Origin of the sequence: Ruegeria hyattellae (assembly GCF_041537925.1) — a bacterium.
In the GTDB taxonomy this organism is placed as follows: Bacteria; Pseudomonadota; Alphaproteobacteria; order Rhodobacterales; family Rhodobacteraceae; genus Ruegeria_C.
The window spans coordinates 453811-470384 of record NZ_JBGOSH010000001.1 but is presented as its reverse complement, the minus strand read 5'-3'; the positions used below and the strand labels follow the sequence as shown (position 1 = coordinate 470384).

The window sequence follows — 16574 nt, the reverse complement described above, 5'->3', positions numbered from 1 at the left end:
CTCTTTGCACCAAAGGGGCTGCCCAACCTCATGTCATCCACCGGACTTTGCGGCTTTATCTTTGGCCAGTTGCTGGTTGACCGCCTCGCCGGCAGCGGCCCCAAGCGCGGCCTTTTGCTCATCCGTGACATGTTCGGCCTCGTCCAGACCGGGGATCGCAACGCGCACTTCGCGGCGGGCGAAGTCGATGCCGTTTTCCTTAAAGGCGGCCTTGACGCGGTTGTAGATTTCCTTGCGCAGGGTGAACTGCTTGCCGGGGATGGCCATGAACTTGCCCCGGATGATCATGCCGACATCGTCGAAATCGAAGACGCCCTGCGATTTGAACGGCTCCAGGAATCCGTCCTTGTGGGTCTCGTCCGCGATCATCTCGGCGCCGATCTTCTTGAAGATCTTCTTGACCTTGTTGGGGTCGGTGTCGAACGGCACGGTGAATTTCAGCTTCATGATCACCCAGTCGCGACTGTAATTGGTCAGCTTCTGAATCTCGCCATACGGGATCGTGTGCACAGGGCCGCGATGGTGGCGCAGTTGCATTGATCGGATCGAGATCTTTTCGACGGTGCCGGTGGTGCCGCCCACATCGACATATTCGCCCACGCGGAAGGCGTCATCAATCAGGAAGAACACGCCGCCCACGATGTCGGCCACCAGTTTCTGCGCGCCAAAGCCGATGGCCAGACCCAGAACACCGGCACCAGCCAGAAGTGGGGTGATATTTATGCCCAGAGAACTGAGCGCCAGCAGGCCAAAAAGCACGGCAATCGTGATCTGCGCGGTCACTCGAACAAGCGGCAGGACTGTCGCAAGGCGGGATCCGCCCGCTCCGCCACCTTCACCACCGGCCTCTTCGTCAAGCGACTCGGCCGCGGTCTGTTCCTGCGCGAGCCGACGGTTGACCCAGAGCGAGACGATCTCGTTGATGATATAGCCGGCTGCAACGATGAGCAGGAATTCGATGACCGCACCACCGACCTCGGCGCCGATACCGGCAGAGGCGACATGACGCAGATCGAGTTGCCAGGCGCGCGCGATCATCATCACGACAAACAGGCCCGCCAGAACGCGACCGATGCGGATATAGCTGCGCTTGGTCGATTTGTAAGCCTTCTCGGCCAACGGGCCTTCGCCGGACATCGGTGGCTGCAGGTGGCGCACCAACCCGCGTATGAGCGTGTCCAGGGCTGGCGCGATCAGCAGCCAGAACATCGTTATGAAGTGCGGTCCCTTGACCAGCAGCGCCCGGATGGCCGGATCGCGCTGCGCGGCGAGGAACTCTACCAGCAGCCAGATCACTGCCGAGACACCGATGGCGAAATAGGGGTAATAGCGCGCGACCTGTTCATCGAACCTCGTGTGATCGGGGTCAGTCCCCAACATCATCTGGGACAGCCCCTCGCGTGCAGTCCAGGCTATGACGCCGATATAGATATGGATCGCGGCATTTAGCCAGAAACCGATGCGCGTCTCGCCGGGAGTGATGCCGTTGAGCGCATTGAAGCGCACGACGAACAGTGTCAATCCAACCAGGATCAGCAGGCCGATTAGATTGCGGTACAGGTATTTTGCCCAGTGATCATCGACATTGACCAGCCGCAGTCGTGGCTTGTTGGGGGCGAGAACAAATCGCGACACCGCCGCTCCCAGGCGCGGAACCCAGATCAGGAAGAACACAAAGGGTGCCGCATAGGTGATTTGCTCGGTCGTGAGCAGGGCCCGACCGGCCGCGCGAACAACCACGTAAAAGACGATCAAGCCCGCGATCTCATGACAGAAGCGCTGGAACAGATATTTTACAGATCCCCAGAGATCGGCATCTTCTGCGTCGTCGGACTGTGCGTGCCATTTCCGGGTTAGCAAACCGAAGAGCTTTTCGGCGATATATCCCAACACCAGAACCGAAAGGACCAGCCCCAGCAAAACAAACACGCCGGTGGTTCCGAAAGTCGTTGAGAAATTGCCGAATGCTTTCACCTGCGCACTGAAAATATTGGGCATTGTCGTCAGAACATGCGTCCACGAGGCGACCATCTCGGCCCAGATCTCATTGATCTCGGTTAGCGGATCTTCCTGTCCTTCGGTTGCGGCCGCATGCGCCTCGGCCACCGCGTCCAGACGCTCCAGCAGCAGCGAGCGGACCTGATCGTCGCTCATGCGCGCCACAAGGTCGTCCACCTGCTCTGGGGTCAGGTCTGCAGGAACCACCGGGGTCGTACTGGAACTGCTGGCACCCGAGGTCGATGTTTGTGCGTATGTGGGAGAACTGCATAGAATAGCTAAGCAAAGTACTGAAACCAGTTGCAACAGCCGGAGCATGAGAGACCCTCGTCAAATTATGAAACTTGTTTTTCCTGAACTTACTTGAGGTTGTGTCTCGGCGCTAGGTATCTTGGGCCAGGGCTGTGGTTCCTTGTCTGGATGTGTCTTGTGCGCCTCTCCGCGTGGTCTGAATAAAGGCACAGGCAGTAACGGCAGACTCCAAAGCCGCGTCAGCTTCGGCTAAGACCTGACGGAACTGCCGACAGCCGGGACCCCGTGATGCTTACAAATTCTGATCTGGTCGCTTTGACCGCATTTCGCCGCGACTTGCACCAGCACCCGGAAATATCCGGCGATGAGGTGGAAACTGCCGAGACCATAGCGACCGCGCTAGACGCGCTGAGTCCCGCTTGCCTAGTGACCGGATTGGGTGGGCATGGTGTGGCGGCAGTGTTCGACAGCGGCTCACCTGGCGAGACCGTGCTGTTCCGGGCCGAGCTTGACGCCTTGCCGATCGAGGAATTGTCCGGTGTTCCCTGGTCCTCCGAGACTCCGGGCAAAGGGCATCTGTGTGGCCACGACGGGCATATGACCATGCTGCTGGGGCTGGGGCGTTTGCTGGCGCGCAGGCCGGTGGCGCGGGGACGGGTGGTGCTGATGTTCCAGCCCGCCGAAGAGGATGGCAGCGGTGCACGGGCGGTGGTGGCAGACCCGGGTTTTGTCGCGCTCAGGCCGGACTGGGCATTTGCGATCCATAACGAACCAGGGCGGCCCTTTGGATATGTCTCGACCCGCGCGGGCCTGATCAACTGCGCGTCGCAGGGGTTGAAGATCACGCTGACCGGGCGCACGGCCCATGCAGCAGAGCCCGAAGAGGGCGTCTCGCCGGGGCGTGCCATCGCGGGCCTGATCCCGGCGCTTGAGGCACTGGGGCGGGGCGGCGATCTGGATGCGGGGTTCCGGCTGGTGACCCTTACCCATCTGCGTATGGGCGAGCCGGTGTTTGGCATCGCGCCGGGCGAAGGGGTTATCTATGCCACCTTGCGCACTACACGGGATGAGACGATGGCGGAACTGGTCGCCGACGCTCAGGCGCTAGCGCGCACTGCCGCCGACGAGGCGGGGCTGAATGTGCAGTTTGAAGTACATGACGCATTCGCCGCATCGATCAACGATGCCGAGGCCGCCGCCGTGGCGGTCCGGGCGATGGAGGCGATTGGGGTCCCGCATGGCGACACCGGCCTGCCGATGCGCGCGTCTGAGGATTTCGGCGTTTTCGGCTGGGAAGCCAAGGCCGCGATGCTGTGTTTGGGACCGGGAGAGGATCACCCGGTGCTGCACAGCCCCGACTACGATTTCCCCGATGACCTGATACCGCTGGGCACCGCAATCTTCGAACGCATCGCGCGCGATCTACTAGGCACGTGCTGACTTAGGCGCCGCCACAGCGCTTCCCTTCCGCTGTCGCATTGTTAGGGTGGGGCCATACGCGGAAGGATCGGCATGGAACAGGCCCAGAAATACGAACGGCTTAGGGCGCTACATGGCGGAGAACGGGCCTTTGTCATCCCGAACGCCTGGGATGCGGGATCGGCGCGGCTACTGACCAGCCTTGGCTTCGCGGCGCTGGCCACCACCAGCGCGGGATATGCCTTTTCCGTCGGCAAACGGGATTCCACGGCCGGTCTCAGCCGCCAGGAAATATTGCAAAACGCCGCGCAGATCGTGGCGGCGACCGGTCTGCCGGTCTCGGGTGATCTTGAAGACGGGTTTGGCACCGCGCCCGAGGCCTGCGCCAAAACCATTGCAATGGCCTCGCAGATCGGGCTGGTCGGCGGGACGATCGAGGATGCGACCGGCGATCCCGACGCGCCGATCTACGAGGTGTCCCATGCGGTGGACCGCATTCAGGCGGCGGTCGAGGCGGCGCGAGGCCGGGATTTCCTGCTGACCGCGCGGGCTGAGAACTTTATCTGCGGGCGGCCCGATCTGGCAGACACGATCCGGCGGCTGCAGGCCTTTGAAGAGGCGGGCGCCGATGTGCTCTACGCGCCTGGCCTGCCCGATCTTGAGGCCATCCGCACGGTGTGCCAATCGGTGGGCAAGCCGGTCAATGTTGTCATGGGGCTCGTCAGCTTCACCTGTTCGGTCACGGATCTGTCTGAGGCGGGCGTTTCGCGAATCAGCGTTGGCGGCTCTTTCGCGCGTGCTGCGATTGGTGCGATGATGCGCGCGGCGCGCGAAGTGCAGGAACAGGGCACATTCACCTATTCGCAACAGGCGATCCCCGATAGCGTGGTCCGTCAGATCATGTCACAGACCCACGACCCGCAGCGCGAGGATTGATCGCATCGCGGGGCTCAAGTCTCATGGTGAACTCTTGCATGTAGGGAGTGTGCGACAGTCGATACCACCGAAGGTTGGCACGCTTAACGGGTGGCGCAAAAAAAAGGGCCGAGCACTAAGCTCGGCCTAAGTCCAACAGGGAGGTATGAAGAAGGCGCTGCCCTCTTCAAGATTGGATTTAATGAGCGCTTAATGAGTTATCAAGGACAATAATGTCGCGGCTCAGGCATTCCTGCTATGCAAACTGCGCATATCTCAAGTTTTGCCTTGCATTTTCAGCTGTTTGCGGCTTGCGATGATTTCCTCCTGAACGAAGTCACGAAACGCTGCAATACGTTGCGAATGGCGCAATTCCTCGGGGTAGGCAAGATAGACGGGCACATCCGAGGACTCGATCTCGGGCAGGACTCGCACCAGATCGGGCACTTCCTGTGCAACGTAATCGGGCAAAACCCCGATTCCGAGGTTGTGCAGCACGCCCTGTAGCACGCCAAAATAATTGTTCACGGTCAAAAGCGATGCAGGTGCGTTCTCCATCAACTGTACGACCAGTGATGCCCCGGCGCCGACCTGTGCGGCGGTGGTGCTCTGGCAGATCAAGCGGTGTTGTGAAAAATCGGCAGGGGTAAGGGGCGCATCGTGGGTCTTGAGATAGCCCGCGGACACGAAAAGCTGCATCTGGATTGTCATCAGGCGCTTGCGGATCAGGTCCGCTTGGCTGGGCTCCTTCATCCGGATCGCCACATCCGCCTCGCGCATGGGCAGGTCGAGCACGCGCTCTTCCAGCATCAGGTCGATTTTGAGATCGGGGTATTTCTGGTAGAGCTTGGGCAGGCGCGGCGCCAGCCAGAGCGTGCCGAAGCCGAAGGTAGTGGTTACCCGCAATTCGCCAAACACCTCGTCTTCGCTGTCGCGGATGCGCGCGGCGGCGGCATCCAGACGTTTGGACATGGATGAGGTGGCGTCGAACAGCAACTCGCCCTGTTCGGTGAGAATCAGTCCGCGCGCATGACGGTGGAACAGCGTCGCATCGAGCGCTTCCTCAAGCGCCCTGATCTGTCGGCTGACCGCGGATTGCGACAGGTTCAGCTTGTCGCCCGCATGGGTCAAGCTGCCCGCATCGGCCACCGCGTGAAATATTCTGAGTTTATCCCAATCCATCCCTGTAACTTCCGTTCTTTTCGATACGACCTATATGAAAGAATGCAAAAGCTCCATGAATATCGGACGCCTCGCCGCGGGGAGTGGGAAAAAACAACTAGTAAGGTCAGCAATTTTGACCTAATATGAATGTTAAACCAAGCAAACTAATCTGACGTGGGGAGGCGTCTGATGAGTAAGCACATGATCTCGCTCAACGACCGTTTCGATCTGGATAAAAGCCCTGTTCTGCTGAACGGGACACAGGCGCTTGTGCGGCTGATGCTGATGCAGAAGGCGCGCGACAAGGCTGCCGGACTGAACACGGCGGGGTTGGTCACCGGCTATCGCGGCTCGCCCCTGGGGGCAGTGGACATGCAGATGAACCGCGCCGCCAGGGAATTGACCGGGGCGGATGTCACCTTTCAATACGGATTGAACGAGGATCTGGCGGCCACCGCACTTTGGGGCAGCCAGCAGGCGGGATTGCGCGGTGACGGCAAATATGACGGTGTCTTTGGCCTCTGGTACGGCAAGGGACCGGGGGTGGACCGCTCGGGCGATGTGATCCGGCATGCGAACATGGCGGGGACGGCTCGACATGGCGGCGTGGTCATGGCGATGGGCGACGATCACACGGGTGAAAGCTCGACCGTGCTGCATCAGTCGGAATGGGCGCTGATGGATGCCTATCTGCCGATTGTCAGCCCGGCGGGAGTGCAGGAAATCCTCGACTATGGACTCTATGGGTTCGAGCTGTCGCGGTTTTCCGGGCTCTGGGTTGGGCTGAAGACCATGAAGGACACGATCGAGGTGACTTCCGTGGTGGATGGCCGCACCGACCGGATGAACATCGTTACGCCCGAGTTCGACATGCCCGAGAGTGGCTTGAATATCCGGTTGATGGATGACCGCACCCCGCAAGAAGCACGGATCATCGACTACAAACGCTTCGCGGCCGAGGCGTTTTCCCGCGCCAACAAGATCGACAAGCGGGTCTGGGGCAAACGCGGGGCCAAGATTGGGTTTGTCGCGGCTGGCAAGAACTGGCTCGACCTGGCCCATGCGATGTCGCTGCTGAACATCGACGCTGAAGAGGCCGAACGGCTTGGCATCACCACCTACAAGATCGGACAGGTCTTTCCGCTGGACATGCAAGGTTTCCACGACTGGGCCGAAGGGCTGGACCTGATTGTCATCGTCGAGGAAAAGCGCAAGCTGATCGAGGTGCAGGTCAAGGAGGCCATCTTTGACGACCGTCGTGGCCGCCGGGTCTATGGCTGGTACAAGGGCGGGGCCGGTGCGATGCACCGCGAGGAACTTTTCCCGACCCGCGGTGCACTGGACCCGATCATGATCGCCGAGAAGCTGGGTGAGATTCTGATCGAAGAAGGGCGCGAAACCGATGGCATCCGGGCCGGTCTGGCCGCCCTGTCCGAGGCGCGGCGGGCGGATAACGCGCAGGAGATCGCGGCGCGGCTGCCCTACTTCTGCTCCGGCTGTCCGCACAATACCAGCACCAAGGTGCCCGATGGCAGTCTGGCTTATGCCGGGATCGGCTGTCACTTCATGGTCAAGTGGATGGATCGCGAAACCGATGGGTTCACCCATATGGGCGGCGAAGGGGCCAACTGGATCGGCGAAGAACCGTTCTCGAAAACCAAGCATGTATTCCAGAATCTTGGCGACGGCACTTATAACCACTCTGGCGTGCAGGCGATCCGCGCAGCCTTGGCGGCTGGCACCAACATCACCTACAAGATCCTCTACAATGACGCGGTCGCGATGACCGGTGGCCAGACCAACGAAGGTGGGCTGAGTGCCGAGCGTATTGTCAACGAGTTAAAGGCGATGGGCGTGAAACATGTTGCGGTCGTCTATGACGAAAAAGAGGAGGTGAATTTCAAGGCGCTGCCCTCGGGCGTTGAAACCCATGAGCGCGCCGATCTGATGGCGGTACAGGAGCGCTATCGCGACATCGAGGGCGTGTCGGCCATCGTTTATATCCAGACCTGCGCCGCCGAGAAACGCCGCCGCCGCAAGCGCGGCACCTTCCCGGACCCCGACAAGCGGGTCTTCATCAATACCGATATTTGCGAGGGATGCGGCGATTGCGGGGTACAGTCGAACTGCGTCTCGATCGTGCCGCAAGAAACCGAGCTGGGCCGCAAACGGGCTATAGACCAGTCCAGCTGCAACAAGGATTTCTCTTGTCTCAAAGGGTTTTGCCCGTCGTTTGTCACCTTGGAAGGCGCGCAGATCCGTAAGGAAGCGACGACCGAAATAGACCTGCCTGACCTGCCAATGCCCGAACTGCCAGAGATCACCGGCACCCATAACGTGGTAATCACAGGGGTTGGTGGCACCGGCGTTGTCACCATCGGCGCGGTGCTTGCGCAGGCGGCGCAGATCGACGGTAAGGGCGCGGGCATGATGGAAATGGCAGGCCTCGCCCAGAAGGGCGGCGCGGTGCATATTCATTGCCGTCTGGCCAACCATCCCGACGATATCAGCGCAATCCGCGTGGCCACCGGCGAGGCGCATGCGCTGATCGGTGGCGATCTGGTAGTGAGCGCCGGGGCCAAGACGCTGGGTCTGACACGCACGGGTCAGACCGGTGCGGTGGTGAACAACCACGAGATCATCACCGGCGATTTCACCCGCGATACCGAGTTCCAGATCCCTTCGGACCGGTTGGAGCTGGCCTTGCAGGCGCGGCTCAAGGACCGGCTCGACCTGTTCGACGCATATGATCTGGCCCGCGCGGTGATGGGCGATGCGATCTACTCCAACATGATGGTCTTTGGCGCGGCCTGGCAGCGCGGACTGCTGCCGATCACCCATGACGCGATCGTGCATGCCATCGAACTGAACGGCACCGCCATCGAACGCAACAAACGCGCCTTCGAGATCGGCCGTTGGGCGGTGCTGCATCCGCAGGAGGTTACGGGGATCTTGCAACCGAACGTGGTTGAGAGGCCCAAGACGCTGGACGAGAAGATCTCGTACCGGGCGGCGCATCTGGTCGCGTATCAGGGGCAGCGGCTGGCAAAACGCTATTTGAAACTGCTGGACGCGATCGACGATGCCGATCTGAAAGAGGCGCTTGCAAAGGGCTATCACAAGTTGCTGGCTTACAAGGACGAATATGAAGTGGCGCGGCTGTTGTTGGACAGCCGGGAGCAAGCCGCAGCCGAGTTTGATGGCGATCTGAAGATGACATTCCATCTGGCACCACCGATCTTTGGCGGCACTGGCTCGGACGGGCGGCCGAAGAAGCGGGAATTCGGCGAATGGATGCTGTGGCCGCTGAAACTTCTGACGCGCCTCAAAAGCCTGCGCGGCACGCCTTTGGACATCTTCGGCTACAGCACTGAGCGTCGGATGGAGCGGGCGCTGATCCGGCAATATGAGACGGATATGAAGGACATACTGCCGCGTCTTGCACCGCAAACCCGCGACGCAATCATTGCGCTGGCCCGGCTGCCGCTTGACATACGCGGCTTCGGCCCGGTCAAACAGGCCAATGAGGTCAAGGCATCCAAACGGCGTGAGGAATTACTTGCCACGATCCGTCAGGGTGGCCCGGAGGTTCGCAAAGCTGCGGAATAGACGTCACATTGGTGTCACCGAACCTATGCAGAATCGCTGTTCGCGCTTATCTAGCGCGCAGTGAGCCCCGGAGACCCCAATGCCTGCCCACCGTCATATCGCCCGTGACATAAGCTATGCCCATTCTGCCGAAACCAAGAGCGGTCGCGCATTGATCCGGCTGATGGAAAACACCACCGGGCGGATGCGTTTGATCAAACGGGCGGACGGCTATGAAAAGGAAGTGGCCGCAGGGCGCGATTTCTGGGAGGTCATGGTCGAACGCTATGGGCTGACCCTGGATGTGGTCGGCGGGGCATTGTCGAACATCCCGCAAAACGGCCCGCTGATCCTGATCGCCAACCATCCCTATGGCATCCTCGACGGATTGATGATGGGGCATATCCTGTCACAAACGCGCAGGGATTTTCGCATTCTGGCCAACCAGGTGTTCCGCAAGGCCGATGATATCAACCGGATCGTGCTGCCGGTCTCGTTCGATCAAACCAAAGAAGCGACGCGACTGAACATCGAGACCCGCAAGACCGCGTTGGGATATCTCGAGGACGGTGGCGCGATTGGGGTTTTTCCGGGCGGCACGGTCAGCACCGCCGCAAAGCCCTTTGCCCACCCGATGGACCCGGGCTGGCGCGGGTTCACCGCGCGGATGGTAGGCAAATCGAACGCCGTTGTGGTGCCGATGTTCTTCGAGGGCCATACCTCGCGCCTGTTTCAGATCGCCAGCCATCTGCACGTCACCTTGCGCATGGGGCTGTTGCTCAAGGAATTCAAGAAACGCGTCGACACACCAGTGCGGGTGGTGATCGGAGAGCCCATCATGCGCGATGTTCTGGATCCGATGGCGACGAATACGCGCAAGATGATGGATTTCCTGCGCAAGGCGACATATGAGCTTTCCCCGACGCCGTTGAAGTCTTATGACTATGGCTTCGAGTTCGAGGAGCAGCACCGCGCCTGACAGGGACCATGGCAGTAGGTATTTTTGATTCCGGATTGGGCGGCCTGACCGTCCTCAACGCCGCGCAGACCCGTCTGCCCGAGCTGGATTTCCTGTATTTTGCTGACAGTGCCCATGCGCCTTACGGCGTGCGCGATGCCGAGGATATCTATCAACTCACCCGCAATGCGGTTCACCGCTTGTGGGATGCGGGCTGCAACCTGGTAATTCTGGCCTGCAACACGGCAAGTGCTGCAGCCCTGCGCCGGATGCAGGAAGAGGGCGTGCCCAAAGGCAAGCGCGTGCTGGGCGTTTTTGTACCGCTGATCGAGGCGCTGACGGAGCGGCAATGGGGCGACAATTCCCCTCCGCGCGAGGTCGCGATCAAACATGTGGCGCTGTTTGCCACCCCCGCCACCGTGTCCAGCCGCGCCTTCCAGCGCGAATTGGCGTTCCGCGCCATCGGCGTTGATGTCGAAGCGCAGGCCTGCGGTGGCGTGGTTGATGCGATCGAGGACGGCGATCTGATCCTGGCCGAGGCGCTGGTACGCAGCCATGTCGATGCGCTGAAACGCAAGATGCCTGAACCGCAGGCGGCCATTCTGGGCTGCACCCATTACCCGCTGATGGAAGAGGCGTTTCAGGCCGCGCTTGGGCCCGATGTAAAGGTCTATTCGCAGGGAGATCTGGTGGCGGCAAGCCTTGCCGATTATCTGACACGCCATCCCGGCATGCTGGGCGATGGTGGCAGCGGCTATCTGACCACCGGCGATCCGTCGCGTGTCAGCGACCGGGCGACGCAGTTTCTCCGACGACAGATCAGTTTTGAGGCGGCCTGACATAAGTCAATGTCGGCAACGCCCCTGATTTGTAGTAAGTTGGCCGTCCATGGGCGGCCCGACCCCATGACATCCGAAGAAAGAGGTCTGACATGACCCATAAAATCGCAATCCTCGGCGCCAGCGGTTATACCGGCGCGGAACTGGTGCGGCTGATCGCCGAACACCCCGCGCTGGAGATCGCGGCGCTGGCGGCCGAACGCAAGGCGGGTCAGAGCATGACGCAGGTCTTCCCGCATCTGCGCCATCTGGATCTGCCCGAGCTGTGCAAGATTGGTGAGATTGATTTCAGCCAGATCGACCTGTGTTTCTGCGCTTTGCCGCACAAAACTTCGCAAGAGGTGATCCGGGAGTTGCCGAATACGTTGAAGATCATTGATCTTTCGGCGGATTTCCGGCTGCGCGATCCCGAAGACTACGAGAAGTGGTATGGCAACCCGCACGCAGCACTCGCCCATCAGGACGAAGCCGTCTATGGCCTGACCGAATTCTACCGCGATGAGATCACCACCGCGCGGCTGGTGGCCGGCACCGGCTGCAATGCAGCCACCGGACAATATGTGCTGCGTCCGCTGATCACCGCCGGTGTGATTGATCTGGATGACATCATCCTAGACCTGAAATGCGCCGTGTCGGGAGCAGGGCGGTCGCTGAAAGAGAACTTGCTGCACGCGGAGTTGAGCGAGGGGTATACCGCCTATGCAATCGGCGGCACTCACCGGCATCTGGGAGAGTTCGATCAGGAGTTTACAAAGCTCGCTGGTCGGCCCGTGCAGGTGCAGTTCACCCCGCATTTGATCCCTGCGAACCGGGGCATTCTGGCGACCACCTATGTGAAGGGCGATCCGCGAAGCGTCTACGAGGCGCTGTGCTGGGCCTATCAGAACGAGTCTTTCATCGAAGTGCTGCCTTTTGGCGAGGCGCCCTCGACCCATCATGTGCGCGGCTCGAATTTCTGCCATATCGGGGTGGCTGCCGATCGAGTCGAACGGCGCGCTATCGTGATCGGCGCGCTGGATAACCTGACAAAAGGTAGCAGCGGGCAGGCCTTGCAGAATGCGAACCTGATGTTAGGAGAGCCTGAAACCACGGGGCTGATGATGGCCCCCCTGTTCCCGTGAGGATGACATGAAGTCGCTCAAGAAACGTCGTCGCATACAGGTGATCATGTTGGCCACGGTCGCTCTGGTCATCGCCACCGGGCTGATCGGTTATGCGATGCGCGATGGCATCAACTTCTTCCGCTCGCCCAGTCAGGTGGTAGCAGAACCGCCCCAGCCCAACGAGGTGTTCCGCATCGGCGGGCTGGTTGAAGAGGGCAGCCTGATCCGAGGACAGGGTGAGGTGGTGGAGTTTCTGGTGACCGATGGCGGAGAGAGCGTGAAGGTGGTCTTCGGTGGCGTATTGCCCGATCTCTTTGCCGAGAACCAGGGGATGGTGGGTACCGGAAGTTACGTAAACGGTGTCTTTGAAGCCTCTGAAATCCTTGCCAAACATGACGAGACATACATGCCCAAGGAAGTGGTGGAAGCGCTCAAGGAACAAGGTGTTTATCAGGAACCCGGTGAGGGTTGAAGCCCCCTGCGTCAGGCGCAATCGGGCGAGAAAACACAGGGCGTTGCGTGAGCAGCGCCCTTTTTGTTTGCCGCATCATAAGATCCACACTGCACCGTTCACCCAGAGTTGCGGAGGGTAAGAGATGCAGACAGTCAGACAGATTGCCCAGGAAATCGTGGCGCGGGAGGGCGGGTTTGTCGATGACCCGGACGACCCGGGCGGTGCCACCAAATACGGGGTCACCATTCACACGATGCGGCGCCTTGGTCTCGATCTGGATGGGAATGGGGAGTTTGACACGCGCGATGTCCGGGCGTTGAGCCGGGCGCGGGCTGAGCAGGTTTTCGTGGTGCATTACTTTCAGCGCCCCCGGGTCGACCGTCTGCCCGAGGCGCTGCATGCAACAGTCTTTGATATGTATGTCAATGCCGGGGCGCAGGCGGTGAAGATCCTGCAACGGCTGTTGCGCGAGATGGGGTATCGGGTTGCTGTTGACGGCGTGATTGGGCCGCAGACAGCGCGGGCGGCGCGTCAGGCGGCGCAGCCTGATGCGCAGGCGTTGCGCGATGCTTACGGGGTGGCGCGGCGAAATTATTACTTCCGGCTCGCCGATCGCCGTCCGGCCAGCCGCAAATATGCGCGGACGCGGGCGGGTGGCAAGGGTGGCTGGATCAAACGCGCCGAAGAATTCCTGACCAAACAATATCATCTGGACGAGGCGGCATTTCAGCAAAGGGTGGCGATATGGGGTTGATCGACGGGATAATGGCGCTGCTGTTCGGGGCTGGGCGCAACGTGGTGCGGGAAACGGCAGAGGTGTTTCGCGAGAATGCCGAGGCGGGGGCCGAACGGGGCGCTGCGGCGCGGGAACAGGCGCTGACGCAGTTCGGTGCGGAATTCGCGCAACCCCGGCAGGGGGGCTTCGATCGCTTTGTCGACGGGATCAACCGGTTGCCGCGCCCGGCTCTGGCCTTTGGAACGCTGGGTCTGTTCGTGACGGCCATGGTGGACCCTTTGTGGTTTGCTGAGCGCATGCAGGGCATCGCGCTGGTGCCCGAGCCGCTCTGGTGGCTTTTGGGCGTGATCGTGTCGTTTTATTTCGGCGCGCGCTATCAGGCCAAGACCCAGGATCTGCAGCGTGATTTGGCGCGCAGCTTGACCCGCGCGCCGCAGGTCAAAGCCAATATCGAGATGCTGCGGGGCTTGCGCGCCAACAGTCCTGGCAGCGCCGATCCCGGCACGGATGCGGCGCTGGCCCAGCAGCTTGAAGGCACCGACCCAAACCCGGCGCTGGAGGACTGGCGGCGGCGGCAAAAGGCCTGATCCGCGACACTATGCGCGCCGCGACCGGACGATTGTGATTGGATGCGGGCAGGGCCGGGTTTATACCAAGGCCCATGACAGCAGAACTCGGACATTTCGCCCTCATCCTCGCATTTCTGGTGGCCGTCGTGCAGGTGGTCGTCCCGCTGATCGGCGCACACCGGCGCTGGCCCGGCTGGATGGCCATGGCCGAACCAGCCGCTATGGCACAGTTCATGCTGACTGCTTTTGCCTTTGGCGCGCTGATGTGGGCCTTTGTGACCTCGGATTTCTCGCTGCGGTTGGTGGTGCTGAACAGTCATTCGGCCAAACCGATGCTATACAAGATCAGTGGCACATGGGGAAACCACGAGGGGTCCATGCTGCTCTGGGTGCTGATCGTCACGCTTTTTGGCGCAATGGCAGCGTGGTTTGGCGGCGGCTTGCCGCCCTCGCTCAAGGCGCGCGTGCTGGCGGTTCAGTCGGCGATCGCAGTGGCGTTTTTTGCCTTCATCCTGTTTACCTCGAACCCGTTCATTCGGCTGGCGGTGCCGCCGTTTGACGGGCAGGATCTGAACCCGCTTTTGCAGGATCCCGGATTGGCCTTTCACCCGCCGTTCCTCTATCTTGGCTATGTGGGGCTGAGCATGGCGTTCAGTTTCGCTGTGGCCGCCCTGATCGAAGGCCGCGTCGATGCCGCCTGGGGCCGCTGGGTGCGGCCCTGGACACTGGCGGCGTGGATATTTCTGACCATCGGCATCGCGCTGGGGTCCTGGTGGGCCTATTACGAACTTGGCTGGGGCGGGTTCTGGTTCTGGGACCCGGTCGAGAATGCCAGCTTCATGCCGTGGCTGCTGGCCGCCGCATTGCTGCACTCGGCCATCGTGGTGGAAAAGCGCGAGGCGCTGAAAAGCTGGACCATCCTGTTGGCGATCCTGGCCTTCGGCTTTTCGCTGATCGGCACGTTCATCGTGCGCTCAGGCCTGCTGACCTCGGTGCACGCCTTTGCCAACGATCCCGAGCGGGGCGTGTTCATTCTGGGCATACTGGCGTTTTTCACCGGCGGGGCGCTGACACTTTATGCCGCCCGCGCACAGGCGATGGAGGCCAAAGGAGTCTTTGGCATGGTCAGCCGCGAGAGCGCGCTGGTGCTGAACAATATCCTGCTGGCGGTGAGCTGTTTCGTGGTCTTTTTCGGCACCATGTGGCCGATGGTGGCCGAGATGTTCTTTGACCGGAAACTCTCGGTCGGTGCGCCGTTCTTCAATGCTGCCTTCACACCCTTCATGGTGGTGTTGGGTCTGGCCCTTCCGCTGGGCTCGGTCCTGCCGTGGAAGCGGGGCAAAGTGAGCCGCGCGGCGTGGTCGATGCGTTATGCGTTCGGGCTTGCGGTGGCGGTGACGCTGCTGGTCTGGACGATGCAGACCGGGCGCAGCGCGCTGGGGCCTGTGGGCGTATTCCTGGGTGTCTGGGTCACGTCTGGCGCAATTGTCGATCTCTGGAGCCGCACGGGCCGCAAGGGCAGCCTTGGCCGTCTCTTCCGCCTTCCGCGCGCCGATTGGGGCAAGGCGGTGGCGCATTCCGGGCTGGGGGTCACGATCTTTGCCATCGCGGGCCTGACCGCGTGGGAGCAAGAGGATATCCGCGTCACCCAGCTGGGCGAGCCCTTCGAGGTCGGGGGATTCACCCTGACGCTGGACAAGGTCGAACGCCTGGCGGGGCCGAATTACTTTGCCACCACCGGCTCGGTGCAGCTTGAACGGGACGGCCGGGCTATCGCCACGTTGAACCCTGAGAAACGCGACTATCCGGTGGCGCGGATGCCCACCACCGAGGCGGCGATCGATTACCGGATCATGCGCGACGTCTATGTGGTTCTGGGCGATGAGCAGGCAGGGGGCGGCTGGACCGTTCGCACCTATATCAAGCCCTTTGCCAACTGGATCTGGGCCGGGTGCCTGATGATGGCCCTGGGCGGCGCGCTGAGCCTCAGCGATCGCCGTTTCCGAGTGGCTGCTGGCGCGCGCAAGGCGCCGATGGGCGGGGTACCGGCGGAATGACGGGCCTGCTCAAACGCTTCATGTCCGTCCTGATGCTGGTGCTGCTGGCGCTGCCGGTGGCGGCGGTGCAGCCTGACGAGGTGCTGGATGATCCGGTGCTGGAGGAACGCGCGCGCGAGCTGAGCAAGGGGCTGCGCTGCCTTGTCTGTCGCAACGAGAGCATCGACGAAAGCAATGCCGGTCTGGCCCGCGATCTGCGACTTCTGGTGCGCGAACGGCTGGTCGCGGGTGACAGCGATGACGAGGTGATCGACTTTGTTGTCGACCGCTATGGCGAATATGTGCTGCTGCGGCCCACGGCGGACGGGGCCAATATGCTGCTCTGGGCGGCGGGGCCGATCATGCTGTTGCTGGCGGCGCTGACCGGGTTCTTCTACCTGCGCAAACGCGCATCCGCACCGGCACCGGCAGAGGCCGCTCTGAACGAGGAAGAACGCCAGCGCCTGCGCGAGTTGCTGGACGAGTGATCCGGGCCTGATCCGGGCTTGCCGTCACGGGACTTGCTGTTTGCCTTTGCCAATC

13 protein-coding genes are annotated in these 16574 nt (G+C 61.3%); 11 read left to right on the top strand and 2 right to left on the bottom strand.

Features of this window, described 5'->3' with window-relative positions; genetic code table 11:
- Window positions 1–33: 33 nt before the first annotated feature.
- On the bottom strand, window positions 34–2205 hold the full coding sequence (locus tag AB1E33_RS02275) for a mechanosensitive ion channel family protein (RefSeq protein ID WP_372575627.1): 2172 nt from the start codon (window positions 2203–2205) through the stop codon (window positions 34–36).
- 333 nt (window positions 2206–2538) lie between these two features.
- Between AB1E33_RS02275 and AB1E33_RS02270 the strand changes: the two genes are divergently transcribed.
- Both AB1E33_RS02270 and AB1E33_RS02265 read left to right on the top strand, forming a co-directional pair.
- Window positions 2539–3690 carry an amidohydrolase gene (locus AB1E33_RS02270; RefSeq protein WP_372575626.1) on the top strand — a complete coding sequence of 384 codons (1152 nt, stop codon included), beginning with the start codon at window positions 2539–2541 and terminating at the stop codon, window positions 3688–3690.
- Between the two features lie 72 nt (window positions 3691–3762).
- Window positions 3763–4605 (top strand): isocitrate lyase/PEP mutase family protein, encoded by an 843-nt coding sequence (locus AB1E33_RS02265; RefSeq protein ID WP_372575625.1) that lies wholly within the window; start codon window positions 3763–3765, stop codon window positions 4603–4605.
- A 255-nt stretch (window positions 4606–4860) separates the two neighbouring features.
- Here the strand turns inward: AB1E33_RS02265 and AB1E33_RS02260 are convergent, their stop codons facing one another.
- Window positions 4861–5766, bottom strand: coding sequence for a LysR family transcriptional regulator (locus AB1E33_RS02260; protein WP_372575624.1), 906 nt, complete (start codon window positions 5764–5766; stop codon window positions 4861–4863).
- Between the two features lie 171 nt (window positions 5767–5937).
- Here AB1E33_RS02260 and AB1E33_RS02255 point away from each other — a divergent pair, with 171 nt between their 5' ends.
- The 9 genes from AB1E33_RS02255 (at window position 5938) to AB1E33_RS02215 (ending at window position 16519) form a co-directional block, all read left to right on the top strand.
- The gene (locus AB1E33_RS02255; RefSeq protein WP_372575623.1) at window positions 5938–9357 is read left to right on the top strand and encodes an indolepyruvate ferredoxin oxidoreductase family protein; all 3420 of its coding nucleotides are present in this window, start codon (window positions 5938–5940) and stop codon (window positions 9355–9357) included.
- A 79-nt stretch (window positions 9358–9436) separates the two neighbouring features.
- Entirely contained in the window at window positions 9437–10315 is an 879-nt protein-coding gene (locus tag AB1E33_RS02250; protein WP_372575622.1) for a lysophospholipid acyltransferase family protein, read from the top strand.
- A gap of 8 nt (window positions 10316–10323) precedes the next feature.
- The gene (locus AB1E33_RS02245; protein ID WP_372575621.1) at window positions 10324–11133 is read left to right on the top strand and encodes a glutamate racemase; all 810 of its coding nucleotides are present in this window, start codon (window positions 10324–10326) and stop codon (window positions 11131–11133) included.
- A gap of 92 nt (window positions 11134–11225) precedes the next feature.
- Window positions 11226–12254, top strand: a complete 1029-nt coding sequence (argC, locus tag AB1E33_RS02240; RefSeq protein ID WP_372575620.1) for an N-acetyl-gamma-glutamyl-phosphate reductase — start codon at window positions 11226–11228, stop codon at window positions 12252–12254.
- A 7-nt stretch (window positions 12255–12261) separates the two neighbouring features.
- Window positions 12262–12708 (top strand): cytochrome c maturation protein CcmE, encoded by a 447-nt coding sequence (ccmE, locus tag AB1E33_RS02235; protein WP_372575619.1) that lies wholly within the window; start codon window positions 12262–12264, stop codon window positions 12706–12708.
- Between the two features lie 124 nt (window positions 12709–12832).
- Window positions 12833–13444 carry a holin-associated N-acetylmuramidase gene (locus AB1E33_RS02230; protein WP_372575618.1) on the top strand — a complete coding sequence of 204 codons (612 nt, stop codon included), beginning with the start codon at window positions 12833–12835 and terminating at the stop codon, window positions 13442–13444.
- Window positions 13435–14013 (top strand): holin family protein, encoded by a 579-nt coding sequence (locus tag AB1E33_RS02225; RefSeq protein WP_372575617.1) that lies wholly within the window; start codon window positions 13435–13437, stop codon window positions 14011–14013. Before AB1E33_RS02230 ends, AB1E33_RS02225 begins: the two co-directional genes overlap by 10 nt.
- Before the next feature lie 74 nt (window positions 14014–14087).
- Window positions 14088–16052, top strand: a complete 1965-nt coding sequence (locus tag AB1E33_RS02220; protein ID WP_372575616.1) for a heme lyase CcmF/NrfE family subunit — start codon at window positions 14088–14090, stop codon at window positions 16050–16052.
- Window positions 16049–16519: a cytochrome c-type biogenesis protein gene (locus tag AB1E33_RS02215; protein WP_372575615.1), complete on the top strand. Its 471-nt coding sequence runs from the start codon at window positions 16049–16051 to the stop codon at window positions 16517–16519. Before AB1E33_RS02220 ends, AB1E33_RS02215 begins: the two co-directional genes overlap by 4 nt.
- Window positions 16520–16574: the final 55 nt, after the last annotated feature.